General features: G+C 57.8%; 17 protein-coding genes, 1 tRNA gene and 1 pseudogene. 17 read left to right on the plus strand and 2 right to left on the minus strand.

The genetic code is table 11. The annotated features are described in order from the left end of the window. Nucleotides 1-32 precede the first annotated feature (32 nt). The 8 genes from IPI01_00185 to IPI01_00220 all read left to right on the plus strand — a co-directional run bounded on the left by IPI01_00185 (nt 33) and on the right by IPI01_00220 (nt 9844). Nucleotides 33-287: a 4Fe-4S binding protein gene (locus tag IPI01_00185; protein MBK7256252.1), complete on the plus strand. Its 255-nt coding sequence runs from the start codon at nt 33-35 to the stop codon at nt 285-287. Between the two features lie 13 nt (nt 288-300). Then, nucleotides 301-990: a type 1 glutamine amidotransferase gene (locus IPI01_00190; GenBank protein ID MBK7256253.1), complete on the plus strand. Its 690-nt coding sequence runs from the start codon at nt 301-303 to the stop codon at nt 988-990. A 44-nt stretch (nt 991-1034) separates the two neighbouring features. Then, entirely contained in the window at nt 1035-3947 is a 2913-nt protein-coding gene (locus IPI01_00195) for a hypothetical protein (protein MBK7256254.1), read from the plus strand. An 8-nt stretch (nt 3948-3955) separates the two neighbouring features. After that, nucleotides 3956-4600 (plus strand): response regulator transcription factor, encoded by a 645-nt coding sequence (locus IPI01_00200; protein MBK7256255.1) that lies wholly within the window; start codon nt 3956-3958, stop codon nt 4598-4600. Between the two features lie 131 nt (nt 4601-4731). Next, complete coding sequence (locus IPI01_00205) at nt 4732-6825, plus strand: hypothetical protein (protein ID MBK7256256.1); 2094 nt, start codon at nt 4732-4734, stop codon at nt 6823-6825. Nucleotides 6826-6832: 7 nt separating this feature from the next. Beyond that, the gene (locus tag IPI01_00210) at nt 6833-8089 is read left to right on the plus strand and encodes a hypothetical protein (GenBank protein ID MBK7256257.1); all 1257 of its coding nucleotides are present in this window, start codon (nt 6833-6835) and stop codon (nt 8087-8089) included. 65 nt (nt 8090-8154) lie between these two features. Then, a complete protein-coding gene (locus IPI01_00215; protein MBK7256258.1) occupies nt 8155-9204 on the plus strand; it encodes a hypothetical protein in 1050 nt (349 codons plus the stop codon). Nucleotides 9205-9502: 298 nt separating this feature from the next. Continuing rightward, entirely contained in the window at nt 9503-9844 is a 342-nt protein-coding gene (locus IPI01_00220; GenBank protein ID MBK7256259.1) for a hypothetical protein, read from the plus strand. Here the strand turns inward: IPI01_00220 and IPI01_00225 are convergent. Next, a tRNA-Asp gene (locus IPI01_00225) sits at nt 9806-9921 on the minus strand. The genes IPI01_00220 and IPI01_00225 overlap by 39 nt on opposite strands. 1247 nt (nt 9922-11168) lie before the next feature. Between IPI01_00225 and IPI01_00230 the strand changes: the two are divergent. Beyond that, nucleotides 11169-12839 (plus strand): annotated as a pseudogene (locus IPI01_00230) (ATP-binding protein). A 1233-nt stretch (nt 12840-14072) separates the two neighbouring features. Beyond that, nucleotides 14073-15098, plus strand: coding sequence for a sigma-54-dependent Fis family transcriptional regulator (locus tag IPI01_00235; GenBank protein MBK7256260.1), 1026 nt, complete (start codon nt 14073-14075; stop codon nt 15096-15098). 138 nt (nt 15099-15236) lie between these two features. Here IPI01_00235 and IPI01_00240 read toward each other — a convergent pair whose 3' ends face one another. Then, the gene (locus IPI01_00240) at nt 15237-16313 is read right to left on the minus strand and encodes a hypothetical protein (GenBank protein MBK7256261.1); all 1077 of its coding nucleotides are present in this window, start codon (nt 16311-16313) and stop codon (nt 15237-15239) included. A gap of 805 nt (nt 16314-17118) precedes the next feature. Here IPI01_00240 and IPI01_00245 point away from each other — a divergent pair. The 7 genes from IPI01_00245 to IPI01_00275 all read left to right on the plus strand — a co-directional run bounded on the left by IPI01_00245 (nt 17119) and on the right by IPI01_00275 (nt 23486). Beyond that, complete coding sequence (locus IPI01_00245) at nt 17119-17478, plus strand: general secretion pathway protein GspG (protein MBK7256262.1); 360 nt, start codon at nt 17119-17121, stop codon at nt 17476-17478. A 2-nt stretch (nt 17479-17480) separates the two neighbouring features. Next, the gene (locus IPI01_00250; protein ID MBK7256263.1) at nt 17481-18293 is read left to right on the plus strand and encodes a prepilin peptidase; all 813 of its coding nucleotides are present in this window, start codon (nt 17481-17483) and stop codon (nt 18291-18293) included. Next, the gene (locus tag IPI01_00255; GenBank protein MBK7256264.1) at nt 18272-19273 is read left to right on the plus strand and encodes a type II/IV secretion system protein; all 1002 of its coding nucleotides are present in this window, start codon (nt 18272-18274) and stop codon (nt 19271-19273) included. Before IPI01_00250 ends, IPI01_00255 begins: the two co-directional genes overlap by 22 nt. Beyond that, the gene (gene tadA / locus IPI01_00260; protein ID MBK7256265.1) at nt 19228-19725 is read left to right on the plus strand and encodes a Flp pilus assembly complex ATPase component TadA; all 498 of its coding nucleotides are present in this window, start codon (nt 19228-19230) and stop codon (nt 19723-19725) included. The genes IPI01_00255 and tadA overlap by 46 nt, the downstream gene beginning before the upstream one ends. Beyond that, nucleotides 19722-20582 carry a hypothetical protein gene (locus tag IPI01_00265; protein ID MBK7256266.1) on the plus strand — a complete coding sequence of 287 codons (861 nt, stop codon included), beginning with the start codon at nt 19722-19724 and terminating at the stop codon, nt 20580-20582. The genes tadA and IPI01_00265 overlap by 4 nt, the downstream gene beginning before the upstream one ends. 62 nt (nt 20583-20644) lie before the next feature. Beyond that, nucleotides 20645-21376 (plus strand): hypothetical protein, encoded by a 732-nt coding sequence (locus IPI01_00270; protein MBK7256267.1) that lies wholly within the window; start codon nt 20645-20647, stop codon nt 21374-21376. 61 nt (nt 21377-21437) lie between these two features. Then, the gene (locus tag IPI01_00275) at nt 21438-23486 is read left to right on the plus strand and encodes a hypothetical protein (GenBank protein MBK7256268.1); all 2049 of its coding nucleotides are present in this window, start codon (nt 21438-21440) and stop codon (nt 23484-23486) included. The last annotated feature ends 1 nt before the right edge of the window (nt 23487 follow it).

Below are 23487 nucleotides of genomic sequence, written 5' to 3' on the forward strand. Positions count from 1 at the left end.
GCAGCATGGAGACAACGCGGCGGGTCAGTCCGATGACACCGGCGGGTACCCACAAGTGGGTACCCATCGTGGATGACGATCTGTGCACCGGGTGCGGCGCATGTGTTGAGGCCTGCGGACCCCGGTGTCTGGAACTTGTCGCCGGTAAGGCGCTGCTTGTCCGGCCGCACGATTGCGGCAGCGAGGAACACTGCATTGCTCCGTGTCAGGAGGATGCGATCCGGATGGCGTGGGTGCCATGGGAGGGCGATTGCGCGCGCGGTAGATGGAAGGATGCAGCGGTCTGAAAGGGGAGTGCCGATGCGTGTCCATTACCTGCAACATGTTTCATTCGAAGGGCCGGGGGCGGTCGACACCTGGAGCCGGCGGACCGGCTTGACCGTCACCTGGACCAGATTCCATGAAGCGTGGGAGTTGCCGGATCTCCGCGGGCTGGATCTTCTGGTGATCCTGGGTGGTCCGATGAGCGTGAACGACGGGCTGGCGCATCCATGGCTTGCGCAGGAGCGCGCATTCATTCGCCGTGCCATTGACGCTGGCACGAGGGTTCTCGGGATCTGTCTGGGGGCACAATTGATCGCGAGTGCTCTGGGTGCGCGGGTGCACCCGAACAGCGAGAAGGAGATCGGGTGGTTCCCGGTTGCCGGGGTCCCGTCTGCCGGCAATGCTGTCTACCGATTCCCACCGTCATTCCCCGCATTTCACTGGCACGGCGAGACGTTCGATCTACCTGCGGGGGCAGTGCCTCTCGCGCGGAGCGCGGCGTGCTCCCAACAGGCATTTCAGGTCGGCCGGCGCGTCATCGGTCTGCAGTTCCACCTCGAGGCCACACCCGAAGCGGTCATGGATCTGGTTGACCACTGTGCCGGGGATCTCACCCCATCGCGGTTCGTGCAATCGCGGGAGGCCATCCTCGGAACCGGTGACGATGTTTTTCGAACGTTGCATGCAGTGATGTTCGATCTGCTGCAGTATCTCATCCGCGATTGAGTGCGAAGCGGACCGGACCGGCCGGGATCAAGGAGCGGCATTCAATGACCGCACGCCGTCGGATACTCCTCGTTGTAATCGGTTCGCTCATGATGCCCTGCGCTGTCCGGGGTCAGATGTACCCGTTCACGACACTTACCACTGCGGATGGACTTGCCCAATCCGCGGTGTCCTGCATCTTTCAGGATTCCCGTGGACGTCTCTGGTTCGGAACCTGGGGTGGGATCAGCATGTATGATGCGAAGCAACTCCGGAGCTATCGCAACAGCGCTGCCCGGGTCACATGCATCGCGGAAGGTCCCGGCGACACACTCTGGGTCGGCACTACGGCAGGGATCGCGCGGGTCGTGTACCAGGGAGGCACGCTTCACTGGCACGGCCCCTCGGATGACGGTCTGCCGTCGCCCTATGTCATCACGATGCTGAAAGACGTCAGCGGCGCTCTGTGGGTGGGCACGAACAAGGGGTTGGTCGTGTTCACGCCGTCCGGGGAGCGCCTGCTGTTCGATGCCACAACGGGTCTTCAGGATGATCACATCACGGGCCTGTGGCAGGAGCCGCAGGGAGCCGTCCTCATTGGCTCGGGTGGCGGGATCCTGCGGTGCCGGGTGAGCGACTCCCGACTTGTCGAGACGCACACACTGCTGGAACACGGTGTCGTCGGCTCCATGACTCTGCTCCGTGGGGGCGATGTGCTCGCTGCCCTCGTGGACGAGAGGACCGTTGTACGATTGCACGATGGAGCGTGGCTCACCCTGTTCTCGAGCGACCTCCTTGGCCCTGATGTCCAGGTGCGGAGTCTGGGTGAGGACGCCCAGGGGAACATCTGGATCGGTACAACACTCGGACTCGCGGTGCTCGTCGACGGTCACGCGCGCCGGATCACCGGTATGCAGGATCTTCCCAACCGTTACATCGGCGCGATCCTGAGAGACCGGGAAGACGTGCTCTGGTTCGGGACAGAAGCGGGTGTGCTCAAGCTTCCGAGCCTCCTCTTCCGCAACTACGGACATGCCACAGGTCTCAAGGGTGACCACGTCATAGCTGTGTACGAGGATGAGCAGAGGAATACCTGGCTCGGTACCTATTCCGGCGCTACGAGGATCGGGCCCGATGGGCGGATTGCATCGTTCGGTCTGGCGGAGGGGCTGCCGCACCTTACCGTGCATTCATTCATTGAGGCCGGACGCGGGACCATGTGGATCGGCACATGGGAGGGGCTTGTCGCTGTTGACCACGGCGCCCTCGTCCCATCGCCCGTGCCGGAGCTCCGCCACGATGCGGTGATCCGTATGCTCCGTGACCACGACGGGATGATATGGTGCGGGGGTCGTGGGCGCATCGTGCGGGTCACCCCTGCCGGAAAGGTCCTGTTGTCTCTCGGCGGAAAGGACGGGATCCCCGATGCCGGGATCTGCGCCCTGCACATGGACGGGGATGGCACGCTCTGGTTCGGCACAGATGGAAAGGGATGTGGGTTCTACCGCGACGGGACCGTGGTGATGATCGGAGCACCGGAAGGGCTCCCCGACCCCTGGGTCATGTCCATCGAACGTGACAGACGTGACATGCTCTGGTTCGGAACGCAACGCGGCATCGTCGGGTGGAACGGTACGCGTTGTGTGCCCATCGCAGTGGACGACGAAGATGTGCGCAGCGGCATCGTGACGTTTGTCGTGTGCGACAGTCTTGACATGGTGTGGTTCGGCACACAGCGGGGGGTGTATGCGTGGAATGGCTCAGTGCTGACGCATCTTGACTCGCGTGACGGCCTTATCGCTGATCCGACACGGAGCGGGTGCGCGGGTCACGAGGGCGACCTGTGGATCGGCACGATCGGCGGGGTCTCGCGGCTGGATATGAAGACCTTTCTCCGCGAGCAGCGTCCACCGGCAGTGTACATCGAAGGGGTTTCGCCCGAGGGAGGTGTGCTATCGCGGGATCGCACGTCGTTTTCCTTTGCGGAGAACACGGTGACCGTGCAGTTCAATACGCTGAGCTTCAGGGATGAGCGACGAACGGAATTCCAGTGGATGCTCGCGGGCATGGATGACGGATGGCAGCCGTCGCAGACGGACCGGCATGCACGCTACACGCATCTACCCTGGGGGCGCTTCGAATTCCGTGTGCGTGCGCGCGACCCGCGCACCCCGTGGTCGGATCCCGTGCATCTCCCCATCGTGATCGGCCGGCCGTTCTGGGCAACGTGGTGGTTCCTCGCCCTTGTGGTGACGGGATGTGCGGGGATTCTCCTCCTGATCTACAGCCGCAGGGTGCATACGCTGGAACAGGAAGGTGCAGTGGAGCGCCGTTTCTCCCGCACGCTCCTGGAGTTCCAGGAAGCAGAGCGCACGCGGATCGCGGGCGAGCTCCACGACGGTCTGGCACAGACCCTGGCTATTGCGAAGAACAGATCCCTGCTGGGGATCAGGAATGTGCACGACCCCCATCGCGCTGAACATGAGTTCACGGAGATCTCCACCTCACTGTCTGCTGCGATAGAAGAGGTCAGAAGCATCGCCCACAATCTCCGGCCGTATCAGCTCGACAGGCTCGGTGTGACACGTGCCATCCTGTCTCTGGCCGGAACGGTGAACGCATCCGCCCCGGTCAGGATCACCACCGAGATCGACAATGTGGACCGGCTGTTCACTCCGGAGATGGGTACGATGGTCTACCGGATCATCCAGGAGGCGGTGAACAACGTCCTCACGCATTCCGGGGCCGGTAAAGCTTCCATCGCCGTGCGCTGCTCAGCGCAGGATGTGGTCATCACCATACAGGATAACGGCCGCGGGTTCATGCTGGACCGCCGGGCAGGATTGGATGCGGCAGGATTCGGCCTGAGCGGCATCGCCCGGCGGGCCCGGCTGCTCGGGGGTGCCGCAACCGTGGAGACAGCGGCCGGCGCCGGTACGACGGTGTGCGTCACCATTCCCATTCCCGCAACTGCTTAGGAGGTGAGATGATCTCGCTGGTCATCGCCGACGATCACCCGCTGTTCCGTCAAGGCGTCCGGCGTGCAGTGGAAGAGGACGCCTCCATCCGCGTCGTCGGTGAGGCCGATGAAGGGGCGACCGCGCTTCGCCTGATCAGGGACCTTTCGCCGGATGTCGCCGTTCTCGATATTGACATGCCGCTCATGAAGGGATTGCAGGTGGCGAAGACCATGCAGGCGGAGCATCTTGCCACCGCCGTGATCATCCTCACCATCTACACTGGCGGAGACCTGCTCGACGAAGCACTGGACGCCGGGGTGAAGGGGTATGTGACGAAGGAGACTGCGGTCCTGCATGTCCTGGAAGCGATACGAACGGTCGCGCAAGGTGAGCACTACCTCAGCCCGCTGATGTCCGGCCATCTCGTCGGCAGGCGTGAGCGTATGCGTGCCCTCGTTGCTGCCCGGCCGGGCCTCTCGATCCTGACGCCGTCGGAGCGCCGCATCCTGCGACTCATTGGAGAGAACAGGACCAGCAAGGAGATCGCCGACGATCTCTGTATCAGTTACCGTACCGTTGAAACCCACCGCACCAACATTGCCGCAAAGCTCAACATCCGCGGCAGCCACGCCCTGCTGAAATTCGCGATCGAGAACAGACACGCGATGTGATCCTTGTTCCCGGATCCACCGTTCCCTCCGCGGTTCCGTCCCAACCCTCTACGTGATCCCTCGTAGGCAATGTTGCGTGTTTGCCTCTATGGTGTCCGGCCGTCACCGTGCAGTATAATGCAGGCACGCAGATGGCAAACGCAAAGACATATCCGGCCTTGTATCCCGCACCATGTGGGTGGGCGTCATGCGTCCTCGTCGTGCTCATGCTCCAGGGGACACCTGGTGCTGTCGCACAGGACGTGAACGCGCGTCTGCTGGGGAGTGAGGGGTGGCGCAATCGTTTCAGTCCGATCGAGATCCTGCTCAGCAGACCGCTGTCGGGCGGCGAACGTGTTGCTCTGGTCATCGGGACCACGGATGTAACGGACCTGTGCCGCCTCCATGGAGACACGCTCTCGTACCAGCCTGAAGCCCTGGCGGCTCCCCCGGGGGCCGTGGCCGTGTCGGTGTTCATCGTCTATGCTGGAGACGTCTGGACGCAGGTTGCCGGTGACTCGATACACATCCTTGTCTCCGGTGGTTTCGAGCGGAGCATCCTTCAACCATCGTTCACCCTCTCGTATAGTGGGCAGATGCCCGGGGATGAAGAGGGATCTGCTGAAACGCCCTCCCCTTCCCATGAGCTGAACGGGCAGTTGTCAGTGAAGGGCGAAGTGGAACGGAAAGGCGTCGGCGTCGGATTCGCTGCGAACATCGTCGGGGTCTCCGATCGTGCGGAAGCCCTGCGTTTCAGTGAACTGGGGGAGGATGCGTCCAAGATCGATCTGGCGAGCGGCCTCGTCGAAGCATGGGTGGGTGTGTCGAAGATCGCGGCGGGCCACATCAGCCATGGCCGTTCGCGGCATCTCCTGAACAACTTCGCAAGCCGCGGCATCACCGTGACAACACAACTCGGTGGGTGGGCGGACCTGTCCGGTTCGGTGATGAACGCCACCGGGGTCGTGGGATGGAGCAATCTGGCGGGATTGGCGAATGCACAGCACAGGATCTACAGTGGCACTCTCGGCGTGAACGTCCTCCCGTTGACCACCGCCACGCTCCGGATCGAAGGCTCGTACGTCCATGGGTCGCAGCTTCCCCTGGCAAACTTCGGGCAGGCCGTGATCAATGACGCTGAGGAAAGCGGTGGAGCGAGCGTGCGGCTCGTCGGTGCCGATCCGGGCAGGACCATCACGCTCGATGCCGGTGTGACGCTCGCACGCTTCGTCAATCCGAGGGATCCTCTCCTCGAGCAGGGTCTGGAAACCGTTCCTGTTCAACCGGAGACACGTCAGGCGCGTTACGCCGATGTCACGTGGGATGTGGTACGTGAAGCCGCGCTTCTTCCCTCGGTGTCCGGCCGGCTGAGTGTCGTGTACCGTCATGAACGGGTTGATCCGCTCTTCCGGACGGTCGGTGCGAGCGTTCGTCCGGATCTGCTCTCCCATACCGTTGAGGCCCACGGCGGACTCGGCCCGTTGCAGATGGACTTCGTCCATCAGCGTGCAGAGGACAACCTTGCGGCTGTCACCTCCATACCGAAAAGCGAAACCCGGCAGACCGCGCTGAATATGATGCTTGTCCCGCCGGTTTCCGGCGGTCTTTTGCCCGGATGGCTGCCATCGCTGACCTATAGTCTCAACAGGACGGGCCAGGAGAGCGTCACAGCACCGGATCTCTCCGGTTCCACTCCCGGGGGAGGCACGGATCAGGTGACAACGACGCATGCCGGAGGGGTGGAATGGCAGGGCGACTGGCTGCGGATCGGGTACCGGTGCACCTATACCGATCAGGACAATAGTCAGGGTGGTCTCCTGACTGCCGGCACGGTGAACCGCTCCAACGGTCTCGCCATCGCAGTGAATGTTCTTGAAGGGTTCACTGCGGGATTGGAAGGCGCGCTGGAGTCGAATGAGAGCACCGGAACAGGAACGGTCCTGCAGAACAGGCGCATCGGGGCGAATATACTCCTTCCCCTCACCGCCGGCGCAATGGTCACGTTCACCGGATCGATGTCCACGTCAGGTCCCGATGATGGTTTGGCAGCACAGCAGCAGGCGCAGGTCTCGATCGAGGCATCGTATGCATTCGATCTTTCGTCCGCATTTGTCTTCACGTGGCAAGGGCGCAGTTTCATCCGGTATTCCTGGAACGAGTTCACCATGCGCGACGATGTGTTCGATCTGCGTGCTGAGACCCGGTCCTGGGCGATCAACGCCGGTCTCTCATTCAGCATCTTCTGAGGGCTGCATGCAACTTCAAATGCTTGCACTTGTCACGTTCGTGACGGTGGAGATCGCATCTGCTCAGATCAGGGTCGATCCGTCGCGCGTCTCCGTGGATGCGACGGGTGCAACGTCGGCGTTCCTGACATGCGGTGGTGTGGCTGGCTACGTTCTCGTCGAGGCACTCTGGGCCGGCGCGATCATGGATGCCGCGCCCGACATTGGGAAGCGGGCCGTGCCCGGCACGATCTACGGCTCACTTCCTGCGCGCTACAATGTATCGACGGCGAGCGGCACGAATGGCTTCACGGCGATCATGTCCATACCCCCCTCCGTCACCAGGCGGGCGTATCAGGTGGCTGCGGGCGGCGGACCATCAACATTCTACTTCGTGTGCCGTTTTGTGAGCCAGTCGCATGGACCGGATGTGTATGTGCCCGTGGCCTGTGAGTTGGCGGGCGCGGGCATGCTCACGCCATTTGCCCTCACGAATGTGCGTCTCTTCTTTGAGGATGGAGAGAGTCTTACCGGCACGGGGGAGGGAGCACCCGTGCCACCGTTCATGGCCGAGATCCGATACACGGGGACGGCGGTCCTGCGCGGGCGATGGGAGATCGTGCGGCCCGGAGAGGACCCGCCGACGGAATGGGATCTGCTGACCGAGGCGAGTCTTCCCATCGAACAACGCTCGGACCAGCGCCGGTACACGGTGATCCAGCGCTTCAACGAATTTCTTCCGCCCACGGGAACATACACGTTGCGCGGACCTGATCCGTCGTTGCTCCCCACCACGGCGAGCGGACTGTACATGATCCTGCTGCGTATCGAGGCCAGCCCCGATGCCGCCACGGTGTCCGATCTGGCTGAGGTGGGAGCCGGGCCTGCGCCGGTCACCACTGGCGGCGTTGCGGGCTTCCCCATCCCGCCGCTCCGCTATTTCGTGGGTGGCGGCGAGCGGGGGGCCGGTCAGCAGCCCCTCACACTCCTTGCGCCGCAGGATATGGCCCGGGTGAAGCCCGGCGATTCCGTTGTGCTTACGTGGCAAGGCGGGTTGCAGGACCACATCTCCCGGGTCGTTGTGATCGATCCGATGAATACCGTACTGCTCACGGGACTGCTCCGCGCGGGAGCGGTCTCGTACATCCTGCCCCCCTGGCTCTGGACGAAGACCGATGCGCGCAGCATCGCGTGGAGCCTTGAATCGTTGGATGGCAGCGGGAACGTGACCGCAAAGACCGAATGGAGAACTCTGTACCGGGAGCCGTCAGGAACGACGCCATGAACGACACGACACAGCCACGAAGTGCAACGCGCAGCATTCCATCACATCCATACGGAGGTCCTACCATGAGCACCACACGCACGATCATTGGCGCAGCTCTGCTTCTTGCAGTGATAACAACGCCAACCATCGCCGGCAAGATCCTGGGAACGTCACGGCAGACGGTGTATCCGCAGAACTTCAGTACCAGTCTGGTCTCCACGGTCTCCGTCTATGGAGATTGGATCGAGACCATCGGGAGTGCAACGTCCACGTCTCCCGGCGTGTTCGTTACTATCGTTGACAAGTTCAACGGAGCGCAACACACCTCACAGCCGTTCGCCGGACGCGGCGAGGTCACCCTGAAGATCACGACCAATGGGGCGACGCCGGGTGTCAAGACGATACGCTTGAGTGGCGGGATCTTTGGTGAAGCTTCGTTCACGATCACCGTTCCTGAGTCACCGACGGTCACGAATGTTGCGGTGCCGGCACCGGCCGATCCCTTCAAGGAGATCATTGTAACGCTGACGGGGACAGGTCTGCAGAACGCCATCGATCCGGCGGACGGGAAGATCGTGAAGGACAATCTGGTCAATTGTATCACGGTGGGCGGCGATGTCCTTGTCTCCAGCGTGAGGGTGCTCAGTTCGTCTGAACATACCTTGCAGTTCAAGGTCTTCCTTTCGGGGTTTGTCCAGGACGTAACGGTCGATCTGAGTTTCAGGACAGCAGGGAACGTAAACGTCCCTCTCCTAAACGGCCTGAAGCAGCGCATCCGGATGAAGAGCGCCAACGTGAGGAACTATGTTAGGTCTATCACTTTTCCTAATGGAAGCACCTTCGATAAGAACAGCATCGCAACGGTCCGCCTGAATCTTCTTTCCCGGCCCCATCGGACGGTGTTGGCACGGTCACCATCGGTGGACGCTCGATCACGACCGGTTTATCGGTCGGGAATACGAACCGAAAAGTGTATCTCAAACTTGTACCGGGGAACGCCTTTGTCGCAGTGCAGAATGGGACGCCGATCAATGCGAACGGGATCACGACAGTGCTTGCAAATCCCGGGGATGACGTCATCACGCTCACCTTCAAGGTGGCGGATTGTCTGGGGGGTATGCCCGGGACCGTGAACACGGTGAAGCTGCAGACCTGGATGCACACCACGAACACCAATCTGCCGCCGAATTTCATCGAGCAGTCATTTGGTGTGCGTTGTACGCAATGATGGTGCACAATTGCTTTCGTCTCCCTCTCCGTTGATATTGGTGCGTGCCTTCGATGGTGCCCGGAGTTTCTCCGGCCATCATCCACCACTCCCTCTCACGTCACGGGACCCTTCATGGCATGCGATGCCAGCTTCGCCCAGTTCGTCGTTCACCATGTCGGCGGTGCGGGCACGATCACCTTGCTCTGCCTGCAGACGCCCATGTGAAGCTGACCGTGACTGATGTCATGGGGCGAGAGGTCGCTAAGCTCGCAGATGCTCATTTCATTGCGGGCGATTATAGCGTCAACTGGAATGTCGCCGGGGAATCGAGTGGCAAGTATTTTCTTCACCTTGATGTGACTGACGCTGCTGGAAGCACGATGTATGTGGACACAGCCAAGTTGCTGCTTATGAGTAGCGGCGAGGGGAGAGATACAGAAAATAATAGCGCCCGGAAGTTTCCGGGCGCTAAATTATCCATGATCCATGGATCACTGAAAATTCAATCCCCGCGAAGCGATCATGCGAGCGGACGGGACTCGAACCCGCGACCTCCTGCGTGACAGGCAGGCGGATACGGCTCTTCCCGTCTCAACATCCTCAAATCTGTACTGTTTTCGCCACCTGACTACCACGCTCAGTCACAATTTCGAAGCCCTGAGCAACCACTTGAGCAACCACCTGGACACCCACCAACCAAGTAGAACATAGCGCTGTATAAACGCGAGCGCAGACCTTGTCGACTGATGCAATATATGAGCGGCGGTCGGATGTTGTCAAGGGGAATCTATCTTGGTGGTGGGTCATCTGCTCAAGGTCCCACTGCGAGCGCGAAGTGTTGTTTGATCCTTGCCCCGTGAATCACCACAATGCAATCGCATTCATCAATCCCAAATACAAGTTCGGCAGGCTCATCAGGCCACCTTGTCGTTCTTCCTCCCGTGGACCCTCAGGAGCGTCTTCAGAACCTCCTCGCTCGACTTCATCCCTTTTTAACTTTACCGTTGTGTTTACCGTTGTGTTTACCGTTGTGTTTACCGTTGGAAGTGTTGCGTTGACAATCCCGAATTTGAGCCTTACATTCGAATAGGCCTCGGGGGATTGCCAGAAGAAGCCTCTCGATCATGGGAGGCTTTCGTCGTTTTGGGGGGGGCAGCTTCGACGCAGTGGGTGGCGAAGGCTGAGTGCGCCGCGTAGCAGAATGAAGACGGGCGAAGTGCTTCGCGAGTGCTGTCCTTGATGCTGAATGGCGATTGCTATGTGCGAATATAGTGTCATCATTAGAGGGTATGTTGCAGCAAATGTTAGTTAGGCGCGCGTGCATGCATTGCACGCGCATCATTCGGAAAGTCTCCATCGGGCAAGGTCGAGCGCATCGGTTCTGGGTTGATGGGCGAGAGAGGTTCTCCTAGGGTTCGGTTGGTGTGGAGACGCGCTATTGCTGCCCTCGCGTTCAAGCTGGATGGCAACGTGCTGTTGCAGGATCTCAGTAGTTGTTCCGTGGCGACTCGGTGAATCCGGGCAAGCGGGATCGTCGCCTCGGCGTCGTCGATGGAAAGAGTTGATCCGACACGTCGCTGTCAACGTCAAAGCTGTATCAGGCGGCAGAGTAGGCCGGGTGGCCGGGATTGGCGACGGGCTTTGCTGTATCACCGACCTCGGTTTGCTGAGGGACGGGTAATCTGCAAAGGGAGATTAATCGAGGCTCCGCACTCGCGATCGGCGCGCCTAACCAGCGGCTGCACTGACGCCGTGCCTGGGGGTCGGGGTATTGACCTTAGTCAATCAAAGTGTTGGTTGACATTTTCAATTCAGCAGTCGTTCGCGGCGCAGGTGAGCCGCGACGAATAGGTTTCATCTAACATGGGAGGTCGCGAAGCGCCCTAGATGATCAAGAGCTTGCGCTTTAAATTCGGGAGTGGTCCCGGTTCCGCACCTGTGCAAATCTCAACGACGCCCGTCACTGTTTTTGTCGGACCAAACAATTCGGGGAAGAGCAAAGTTCTCTCTGAGATTCATCATTTTTGCACTACCGGCCAAAAGAACTCCACCGATGTAATAGTTGATGAGATTGAATTCGAGTCCTTGACAGAGGCTATAGCGATCGAAAAGATCGACCGTATGACGTTGAAGCCTCATGCGACGGAATCCGTTCCGCTAGGTCATTGATTCTCGGAAAGCGCGGTGAAAGGCGACAGGTTATCCGGAGGGGATTTAGTCGAGTCGTTCAAGAACACAAACGCTCAGACCGCTCTCTTCTGCCAGTGCTATTTGCAGTTCACCACGCTCATCCTCAATGGCCAGAATCGCATTGGTCTCATCAAGCAACAGGCGGCGGGAGATCTCCAGCAACCTCCGCACACGAGCTTCCAGGTCCTATTTGCTGACGACGCGCGGCGGCTGGAGGTGCGGCGAATCATTCACGAAGCATTCAATACATATCTCGCGATCGATCCCACCAATCTTGGTCAGCTGCGCCTTCGTCTGTCTTCCCGTGCTCCCGCTTCCCACATGGAAGAACGTGGGATTCACGATGAAGCTGTTCAGTTTCATTCTGCTTCCTCGCCAATTGAGAATGCAAGTGATGGCGTGAAAGCGTTCACTGGCATGATAACTGAGACTATCGCAGGGGATCCTGCGATCCTGCTTATTGATGAACCGGAGGCGTTCTTGCACCCGTCCTTGGCATTCAAATTGGGTGACGAGATTGCAAGAGCCAGCCTTGGATCGGAGAAACGCCTTTTCGTGTCTACCCACAGCCCAAGCTTCGTAATGGGGTGCATACAATCCGGTGCACCCGTGAATATTGTGCGCCTCACGTATCGTAACGGTATCGCGACGGCCAGAGTACTCCCCAATCACGAGATTCTTCGCCTGATGAGGAACCCCTTGCTGAGGTCAACAGGCGTCCTCAGCGGATTGTTTTACGAGTTCGTGGTTGTCACCGAAGCAGATGCGGACAGGGCCTTTTACCAAGAGGTAAATGAGCGACTTCAGCGTTTCAAGCCCGAGCTCGGAATCCCCAATTGCCTCTTCATAAACGCCCAGAACAAGCAGACAATCCAGACGATTATCCGTCCCCTTCGAGATCTTGGCATCCCTGCCGCGGGCATTGTTGACATTGATGTACTCAAGGAAGGCGGCTCAGTCTGGGCCTCCTTTTTAGAGAGTGCGTATCTGCCAGAGATTGAACGCAATTCCCTGTCCACTGCTCGGTCCGCGGTTAAACAACGCTTTGAACGAACCAAGAAGGACATGAAACGCGAAGGCGGACTTCACCTGCTCTCGGCCGAGGATATGGAAGCGGCCAAGAACCTAATGGAAAGATTGGGGGAGTACGGACTTTTTGTTGTACGGCTTGGGGAGCTTGAATCGTGGTTAAAGCAATTAGGAGCAAGCGGTCACGGTCCAGCCTGGTTGATTAGTATGTTCGAGAAAATGGGTGAAGACCCTGAGAGCGGAAGTTACCTGAAGCCGACGGATGATGATGTTTGGCAATTCATAGGGCAGGTGAAACAATGGCTCACCAATTCGAACCGAAAGGGTATCCCAGCCTGAAGTCTTTCACCAGGATACGATCGATCCGAAGAGAGGGTGGCTGATGGCGGGGGCGGCCCATTGACCCCCAAAACAGCGAAATGAATGTAATTCGTGATCTTCTTTCTTCCTTGAAATCTGACTCATTGCTGGCTTTAGGGAAATCAATCGCAAACTTCAGACAGCTGGGGCGCTTTGCACGGTAAATGGCTTGAGGCGACTCGTGCCTCATTCAAGCACGGGCTTGACCAACCGACTCCCCCCTCGCCCCCCAAAAAAGACAGAAACATGACGGACGGGTATTGCCAAAGAGCAGTAGATCGGAGGTTTGGCACAAACATCGGCACCGCCAATTGGTGATGCAACACGCTGAGGTGAAGGGCGAGAAGCGCTTATTTCAGGGCAGAGGATCGCGGTGATAAGACTGACAATCTCTCGAAATCCCACGAAGAGTGGAATTAACGAGCTCCAATGAGAGGCAGAGCCTTTCGATCAGAATACAGATATGCAGGTTCACCGCAAGACTGGGATACTTGTTCGCTCACCGGAAATCTCTGGTGAGGTGGAACCGGTGATGGCCTCATCATCGAAAGATTACCATGTGATCTTGCCTTGAGTCGTAGTCCCTCTTTGCCTCCGGTAATGTATGCGAGTGGCACGCCATACCACTCACTCCGAATCCCACTTTTCTTTCCCCTACGATTGCCGTGAACGCTGACTCTTTCTCATGAAGAGCGAGTAGCAGCGGGATGTCTCCCGTGCCGATCTGTATTTGTCAAAGGGGGATGCCAAAATGTCCTGAATAGACTCAATGTTGACTGGACCATCCACTTTTGCCACGTGAACCCTGACCACTGCTTCCTTGATGAGATTCACCATTTCGCTTGTGATCCCCCGCGCAGCCCGCTGGGCAATTCCGCGCACCATCTTCGCGAGCCAGTGCCATTGAACATTGTTCCTATCCTCATGATGCGTAGAGCATCGCTGATGAGACACCACCACGAGAAAGTTCTTGACTCTTGTGTTGGTGCCTTGTACTTTCAAGTCACGCAACTGTGAACTCTTCTCGGAGCGCAGTGCGTGGACCATCACCGCCCCTCCCAGGATTGGTGATGGGGGGGAAGGGGGTGACAAGCAATACACAGAAGCTTGACGTTCCCGCCTGCATTCGTTCTCAACTGTAAAGCTTCTTATCGAATCGGCGGATATGAGTCTCATCGCCGCTCGCTGATCTTTGCTCAGGGGAGCATGATTATGTCGAATCGTGAATGCGGTCCCGCCTCGGACGGGCGTGAACACATTTCTGGCCTGCTCATGAGGATGGGAATTGTCGGTGACGATCCGGCAGTCTACATGGCTCTGCATCGTGCTGAGAAATTCGCTGACAAGGATAAGCCGGTTCTCATCCAAGGCGAATCGGGAACAGGCAAAGAACTGTTTGCACGGGCCATACACTACCTGAGCAAGCGCTCCAGAAAGCCGTTCGAAGATTTTCAACCCTCCGCGTGCCCAGAGGCTCTCGTCGGGAACGAGTTGTTCGGTCACTACGCAGGTGCCTTTACGGGAGCGGGAGGATTTCGCCCGGGTATTATTGATCGTGCTGCCGGGGGAACTCTCTTCCTTGATGAGGTCCAATCGCTCTCACCTGCACTTCAAGTCGAGCTCCTTCGAATACTTGACACACAAGAATACCGTCCACTGGGAGGAGGGGCCAGGCGGAGGGCTGATGTTCGGATTGTCTGTGCCTGTAATGTCGATCTCCTGAGCCTTGTGGAGGCAGGGACGTTCAGGCACGATCTGTACTACAGGATGGCATGGGCTCGAATAGAAGTGCCCCCTTTGCGCGAGCGCCGTGGTGACATCCTCTTGCTTGCGGATCATTTCCTGGAAAAGTCCATACTTGAAGGAGGAGGGACTCGCAAGCTGCTATCAGAAGGCGCACGGAAGGCCTTGCTCGCGTACCAATGGCCTGGAAATGTTCGGGAACTCGCGTCGACGATACAATCGGCTGCGACCATGGTCGAGGGGGATGAGATCTGCGCCGAAGATCTGGAATTCCCTGGCCAGCGAGATGAACTGTTGCTTCTCCCGCTTGATCAGGCTGTCGCAGACAGCACCCGACAATTCGTGGGCAGGTACATCCGGGAGTTGCTCGCGATGTACAATGGGAATATGGCACGTGTAGCAGAAACTGCGTGCCTCGATCGTAGCAGTATCTACCGGCTAATCCGTGAACATGGGATCGAAATCAATACCTACCGGCGCAGCATCGCGATGTAGAATTCCAGCAAGTTCTGAGTCCTTCCTGCGCCGTACCCTTTGAAGACCGGTCCATCATTGAGTTCTCTACACTTCTCACCATGAATCGCGGCGATCATGGTTGGAATGGAGGTTCTGCTCAATTCACCGCGTTCGTTCTCATCTCGCCCTGCTTGACCGGAAATCCGGAGAGATTATTCGCCACTCCTCAAGGCCATTTCCCGGTCTGCTGAGCTCCAGGACCATAACCCCTCCATTGAACAAGTACGCCGCGTTTTGTTCCACAAATGCCTGGGGAAAGAACCATTTGCTCATGTGCAATGCGTACGAGTCCACACCAACACGCACCGTGTCCTTGGTCAGCAATACACTGTCAATCTGAGCCGCATAGGCCGGACGGAGAAGAACGGCCCCATGCCCTGTGTAATATCGCGTAATCTCAATGAAGTTGGTCGCGAGGTCGACTTCGGGCTTGCCGCGCCAGTTGTTATAGTAGATGACATGACTGTACCACGTCTTTAGCGGCGGGCCAACACCGAAATCCTTGATTTGCTTCGCCTCCGCTGACATGGGGAACGCTGTAAGGAAGCAAATACCCTGGAACAGCAATCCATACACCCATGATCTTCTGTCGAGTGCCGGGCCCGCGTAATGTACGACGTACATGAGCAGGGCTATCAGGGGCACATACCACAACCGCGGATTCCCCAGGAACATATCCAGAGTGAAGAAGTCTTTTCTCCCCAGATCGGGCCGCACAAGTAGGATTGTCACAGCACAAACCCCCAATCCGGCGTACATCAACCAGTCGCGTCGCATCTTTGTGATATCTATCCCAGCCAACGCGATCGGCGTTGTCAGCAGAACGGCCCAATACCACCACCGGCACCTCCACGCGATAACGATGAACAGCGCAGCCATGGCATAGGGCCGGCACATTCTGGAATAGAACACGAACAGCGGGCACACCGCCACAATCACACTCGCGTAGGCCCCCCACTTCGACGGCTTGCTCCAGTACACTGCCGGGATCGTCAAGATTCCGGCGATGGCAAAGGGGAGCCGGGCTGTGAATTCGCTACCGACGCCAAGGATATGCGAAACCACCATGGGCAGGAATTCCTGGAAAACCGTGCCGTCGTATATGCGTGTGGCGAAGATTGCCTCATCGCACCACAAGGGGAGAACCCCCAGATGAGCCAATCTCAGATATCCGCCGTAGAGTGTTGCGATCAAAACGACTGCCACATGGTGTATTTCGTATTGCCTTCCTCGGGTGTTCATTAGTTCCTGCGTTTGCGTTTCGAGGTTGAGTTCGAGACTGAGCGAACTCAACAAGATGGTCGTGTCTCAAGGGAGACATAACCAACTACCATGCCAACCTGCCCATTTCCCTAGAAAGCGTCCCGCAAATCCCGCTGTTAAAGCAACTTTGATATTCAACGCAGAGACTTCGCCGATCTTCTGGCCGCGGGAAATGCGATTTGTGGTACGCCGTACCACTTTGTCATTTTCGGGTCGCCGAATTTGTTGGTGTTTTCGGAGTGAGTGGCACGCAATACCACTCCAGACCACTACTCGCCATTTTCCCTAGTATTCCTGGTATCATGACCGTGGCATACAAGTTGCTCTCACCAATTCGTACAAGCACACGTGCCAGCCCAAACACGTCCGAATGTCCCACACGAGAACGGATTTATGGATTCACCCCTACAAGATGATCTTGCCGTCGAGATTTTGCAGTACATGCTTGAGCATCCCGACGCGCGAGATGAGGCGGAGGGAATCCTGGCGTGGTGGTTCTCGCGAGAGAGAATACGGGCAGGTCTGGCAAGACTTGAAGTGATTCTGAATGACTTGGTGTCGCGAGGGCTTGTCGTTGCACACCCTCTTATGGGTGAGAGGATAGCATATTCGGTGAACAAAGAAAGGATCGAAGACATTGTTCGCATTATCTCGTCTCACGGATAAGCCCATTCTCCCACGCCTTTTAACAGACAGGCGTGCCGCAAAGGAGGGGGGATTCTCCCTCACCGAACTGATGATCGTTCTCGTCATCATCGGCGTGCTCGTCCTCCTGGCTCTTCCAAAACTCCTCCCGATCGTGACGAAGGCGAAGACCACCGAAGCGAAGCTCATGCTCAAGCAGGTACACACGCTGGAGCAGGCCTACAAGTATGAGCGAGATCGTTACGCTCTCCAGCTCGCGGAGATTGGTTTTGAGCAGGAGAAGCTCGTCTCCCAAGGAGGCCAGGCGCGCTATCAGATCGAAATCCTGAGCGCCGATGAGCGAGGCTTCCAGGCGCGGGCTACGTCGGTTGTCGATTTCGACAATGACGGCACGTTCAACGCCTGGGTCGTTGACCAAACGGGGATGATCAGCGAGAAGGTACCTGACTAGCGATGCTCCTCGTTGCCACCATAGCCGGAATACTGGGCCTCGCCCTGGGGAGCTTTCTCGGCTCGTGTGCCTACAGGATCCCGAGGGGGATATCCCTCACAGGCGGGCGTTCATTCTGTCCTTCGTGTGCGTCCATCCTCAAGTGGTATGATCTCATCCCGATTCTCGGGCCGGCGCTATCACGCTGGCGCTGCCGCTCATGCGGGGCGAATGTCCCGCTGCGATACTCGATCATCGAGATCATAACTGCCGGGTACTTTGTGATCCTGTCGCTCACGACGAGTTGGGATGCGGGTGCGTTGCTCACCGCCGTCTTTGCGTGTACTCTCATACCCCTCATTTGGACCGACCTTGAGTTCTTTCTGATCCCCAACACGATCCTCATCGCAGGCAGCTTCGCTTCGGTCGTTGCGGTAGGAATGCTTGTGCCTGCTGAGCTTGGAAGTCGGCTTCTAGCATCAGGAGGCGTGCTTGTTGGTCTGTACCTGGTGGGGAAAGCTGCAAGCATCTTCGTAAGCCGACAAGCGCTGGGACTCGGAGATGTAAAGCTCGCGGGGTTCATCGCATTTCACACGGGCCCAGCTCTGTTCCTGGCAGCTCTCTGGACTGCCGCCGTTGGCGCCCTGCTCTTTGTCGTGGCAAGGCGGTTTCAGCATATGGCCCCAGTCCCCGTTGTCGGCTCAGGCATTCTTCACATTGCCGGACAGGATGCGATTCCCTTTGGATCATTCCTCTCCGGCGCATCGCTCGTTCTCATGATCTGGAAGGAGGTTCAGCCAATTCCTTTCGACCAATGGCTGACATTGATATCATAGAGCCCCCTCAGGCCGTGTTCTCGCTAGTCCCGAAAGCACTGGCATTGAAGATCCCTGCCCTTCCTCTTTCCGTGGAGGACGGTACCCTTGTGTGCGCCGTGCCGGAAGGAATGGAGGAGAGTGCCCTCCGGGATCTTGAGTTCGTCACCGGGCGCAAGGTCAGGTGCTCGCCCATGCCGAGGGCAGAGCTGGACAGCGCGATCGCCAGCGCATACCCTGGTGGGGCCCAGATATCCAATCAGCACTCGGGCAATAAACAATCAGCGTCTTCTGCTGCCTCAGTCCACTCCGAAGGTTCGGCCGTATCTCTTGCAAGCGCGCTTATCGCAGATGCCGTAAGGATGGGAGCAAGTGACATACACGTTGAACCGTACGAGACCTTCGTCCGCATCCGTTACCGGCTTGATGGAGTCCTGAGAGAAGTCTCCCAGCCAGGGGTTGCTCAAGGCCGCACGCTTATCTCTCGTCTAAAGATCATGGCCGACCTGGACATCGCCGAGAAGAGACGCCCTCAGGATGGGCGCTTACGGGTCCGCGAGGAGGGGAGGACGATCGATATCCGCGTCTCGACGCTCCCCACGGATTTCGGCGAGAAGGTGGTGCTTCGCATCCTCGACAAGTCCCGCCTCCAGCTTGATTTGGCCCGGCTCGGTTTTGAAGATGCTGATCTCGCCTCGTTCAAGAAGGCGCTCAAGCTCCCGCATGGCATGATCCTCGTGACCGGCCCCACAGGAAGCGGGAAGACAACCACGCTCTACGCCGCGCTGAGCTACCTCAATCACCCCGGGGTGAACATCACCACGATCGAAGACCCGATCGAGTACAATCTGCCCGGCATTAACCAGACGCACGTCCGGTCCGACATTGGACTCACGTTTGCCGCAGCTCTCCGCTCGATCCTCCGTCAGGACCCCAACGTAGTGATGGTGGGGAGATTCGGGACGGCGAGACGGCCGAGATTGCCACCCGGGCAGCCTTAACAGGTCATCTTGTCCTCTCAACGCTTCATACTAATGACGCTCCATCGGCAATCACGCGTCTCAAGGACATGGGCATCGAGCCATTTCTTCTTGCCGCTTCCCTCAAGATGGTGCTGGCGCAGCGACTCCTGAGGCGCCTGTGCGCAGCCTGCCGGGAGGTCGATTGCGCGCGACCTGATCTTGAACCCAAGTTGGAGCCATCCATGCCTTCCCGCCAGTGGCGAGGCCGCGGCTGTCCTGAGTGCGGAGGCACGGGGTATCGCGGGAGGAAGGCTGTGTATGAGATCCTGCCGATGGAAGGCGCCATCGCCGATCTGGTGGCCGCCGGCGCCACCTCAAGTGCGATTGTTTCGAAGGCACGAGAGCAGGGATTCAGAACTCTGAGAGAGGTGGCGCTGCTCCAGACCGGCTCCGGTGAGAGTTCGCTTGAAGAAGTGATGAGAGAGACATGAACATCGGCATCCAGAACGTAGCGATAAGATTCAATTTCCTTTTTGAACATTCCGGAGATGCGACAATGATGCGCGCCATGATAATCGGGCTGATCGTGCTCGCCGTGGACCTTGCCACCGGCCAGGAGACGCCTCCCAATCTCAAACTCGCCCCGCCACGTCAAAGCGAGACGAAGGCCGGAGTCTTTGAGTTGCCTAAGAGCGTCACCACGGCCCAACTCTTGAATATTCTCTCCCTCACGCGAGCTGGGTACTACGATCCCATGGCCGTGCGACAGGCTGTCGCCAGCCGGGGTGATGCGGTTGTTCCCCTTCTTAGGGAACTGCTCATGACAAATTCCCTGGTCGCCTCGGGACCGCTTGCGGGGCCAGCGACTGACACAACGTCAAGTAGGATCGCTGTGCAGACAGACCGGGGAATCGGGTATGTGGTTGGATACCTAGATGCAATCGGGACAGAGAAGAGCTTTCAGGTTCTCCTCGGTGCGGCCTCTACCCACGCCAATCCAAACGTGAGGGGAGGCGCCATTGTGACACTCGGAAACTCGATGCATGATCAAGTGTGCGCAGGGAAGGTGAAGGCGGATCCGGAAGTTATCCATGTCCTGATGACATGCCTTGACGACACGGCTCAAGCAGCGAGCAGCCAGATGAAGGTGGGAGATCTGGCCAGGCACGCACTCGCCACATGGACGGGCATCGAACTTGGCCCCCTGGATGAACACGTCAGGACGGTGACCGTCGGTAAGCAGAAACAAGTGATGTCGCTCAAGGAATATCGCGATTACGCGTGGAAGCGCATCGCTACTGGCCTCACATGGGCAGAAGGAGATGGAAGATTCGCCATCCCGAAGTGACTTCCGGAGTCGCTGAACAATGGCGCATCCAACCACGTGACTTGGAAATCAGGAGACAGAAAATGCGTACGTCAATACTTTTCATGGCAATAGGGTCCCTGCTCGTGATCGCATGCCGGTACCCTCTCAATGCACAAGGGGTAACCGGTGAGCTGGCTCGATCGAGCGCGCTCGCCCTTCTGGATTCGGCATCGGCCGGAGCCGTCGATGGGCAGAAGCTGATTGATGCACTTTCAAAACATGATGCTTCCTCGGTAGCCCTTCTCCGAAGCCTGCTTGGCGACCAAGGGGCTCAAAACAAGTCGAGAAGTAGCATCGCGCCAACCTCCCCTCGAAGGGACTTTACTCCGATGGGCGCAGAGAGAATCATCCTCAGGTCTCTTGAGCGCATCGGTTCGGCTGAAGCTTTCGCCGTTGTGTACGACGCGGCGCAGAACCATCAGGATGCCGCTGTGCGGGCGAACTGCTTTGGCAGCATTGCGACAGGATTTCAAGAGAAGGCAAGCGTAGGGGGCATCCAGCCCGAGAAACAGCTACTCTTTCTCTTCCTCAGCATGTCAGCCGACACGATAGTTGCTTCAGACTACGGAAAGCCGGTGGGCGAACTTGCACACATGGGCTTTCGAGAATGGACCGTGAAAGGTGGGCTCATCCCAATAACAGCCGCGGTGAGAGACCTTCGCCGAGAAGTGGTAACTGGTCAACGGCCATACTGGCAGCGCTGGTGGGATACGCATTCGCCTAAGATCAAATGGGATCCCGTAGAGGCGAGGTTTCGCACACCGCGCAGCTGACAAATAGACGAACCACAATATTCCGTCCACACTCCCAGTATCCCATTGAAGGAGAGTTCCCATGGGTTCCAGGCACATGCTTCTTGTCTTCGTCTCAGCCCTGTTGCTAACATTCACAACGGCTGACGCATGGGCAGATGCAAAAAGCTCAACTGCGAAGAAGCGAGAAAAGGCTGATCTCGGCACGAAGGACTTTAGCGGCGAGAGCCAGTTCACGGGCGATGTGGCGTTCTCGATCCCGCTGGCGAGCAAGGGCGGCGTGGATGTAACGCTCCGCTACAACAGCAACCTCCATAAGTTGCTCCCGGCTGAGAACAAGTTCAGTCCCTCAGGATGGCTGGGGTTGGGGTGGAAGCTTGATTTGGGCAGCATCCAGGCAGATATCAGCAACACCGCGGATTCGTCTGATGACAAGTACTTCTTCGTTGGCAGCGACGTCTCGTCGGAATTGATCGTCGACAGCCTGAATGCCTTCACCTTGCGGGAGTACCGACATTGGAAGATTACAAGGGAGGTAGTGGACGGGACTGTGGTCGGTTGGACGGTCATTCTTGAAGATGGGACTATTTGTCGCTACGGGAACTACAATATCGACAATGGAACATTCAGCCTTGACGACCTGCCGACAAGCGCAACAAGATGCTTTGTGGGGTGCGGGGGCCTGGTCCAAACCACTCTTCCTGCAAACGGGACCACGAGTCTGATTCCATACCAGTGGGATCTCTCCGACATTCAAGACGTTAACGGTGATCACACCACGATCAAATACCAACAATTCAAATCCACGTTGAGCGGTAGTAATCTTCAATTCACTTTGGAGTCCTACCCGAAAGAGATCGCAGACCGGCAAAAGAGCACGATTCAGTTCGAGCTCTACCCCACACCATTGCTGTGGATTGAACCCCCGGTTGTTGGGATTGGCCAATTCAAATCCGACAGCCGGTCTCTGCAGCGCATCGTGGTGAGAGACGCTCGCAGCCAGGTTGTTTCGGGGTACGACTTCCAGTTCGATTCGATCAACGTTCTTTCTCGGTCCTCCCAGCAAAATAAGAAACTGTTCCTCCGGCGGGTCAGCGAACTCGACAACACGCTGACGGCGTTGAAGAGTACGCTCTTTGATTATGCGGGTGTGAGGGAAGAACTCAGTGCTCAAACGGAGACAAATCCCGGCGCAATGATACGGATTCTCTTGCCCGAGGGAGGTGAGATTACGTACAGGTATCAGAATGACTTCATCATCACCGAGAGATCGCCTCAGGTGGGTGACCCAGGCGATTATTGGACTTCGTCGCCAACCGGAGCACTTGCGGCCGATCCGGATTTTTGGTCAATGAGTGGGTCGGACTTCTTTGTGGTATGGAAATCAGGCGCCATGACCGCCTACCGGTGGTCACCGAACAACGTGTATGAGGTCGATGCGGCGTTCCCATTTGCAGGCGTGACAACAGGCGGGATCTCTTCTTATTGGGTATGCAATGACTATGTTGTGTGTAAACACTCTGACAACAAACTGTCGGTGGCAAAGAGGGATGGAGAAGGCTGGCGACTGCAACTGCTTGAACAGGGGTCGCTAGTAGCCAGTGCGCAGATTGTGTCTCTCGCCTCCGACTTCTTTGTGTATGCGACGAATTGCTCGGGGAATCCAGCCGATGGAGACGTCAAGGTTGCGACGTTTTCAAATGACCAGAATTGGAACATAAGGTTCCTCGGGCGGAGGTCAATTGGTTTCAATGGTGCGGGTTCCAACCGGCTTCGTACCTCAGGAAGAAGTTTCGTGTTCGGGGACACGAATCCTAACATCTACAGGTATAGTCCAAGTACCGGCAACTGGATAGCCAGCCAAATATCCGGGACTATGTTCGCTGGAGGACCCGAATACTACCTAGAGAAGGCGGACGCGAACAATACGAAGATCTGGAAATGGGGAGGTTCGGCCTGGGGTTATGAGCAGTTCTATGACGCGACGAACAATACGTTTGGCTCTTCATTTGTGCCCGGTGCAAACTATTTTCTCATTGTGGGCAATGGAGTCAATGGTGAACCCCGCGCGTCCACGTATCCAATCCGATTTCCAATGGCTGGGAGACCGTATCGCTTACGAGTCTCTTGAA

Source organism: Ignavibacteriota bacterium, from assembly GCA_016707525.1.
Lineage (GTDB): Bacteria > Bacteroidota > Ignavibacteria > UBA10030 > UBA6906 > JAGDMK01.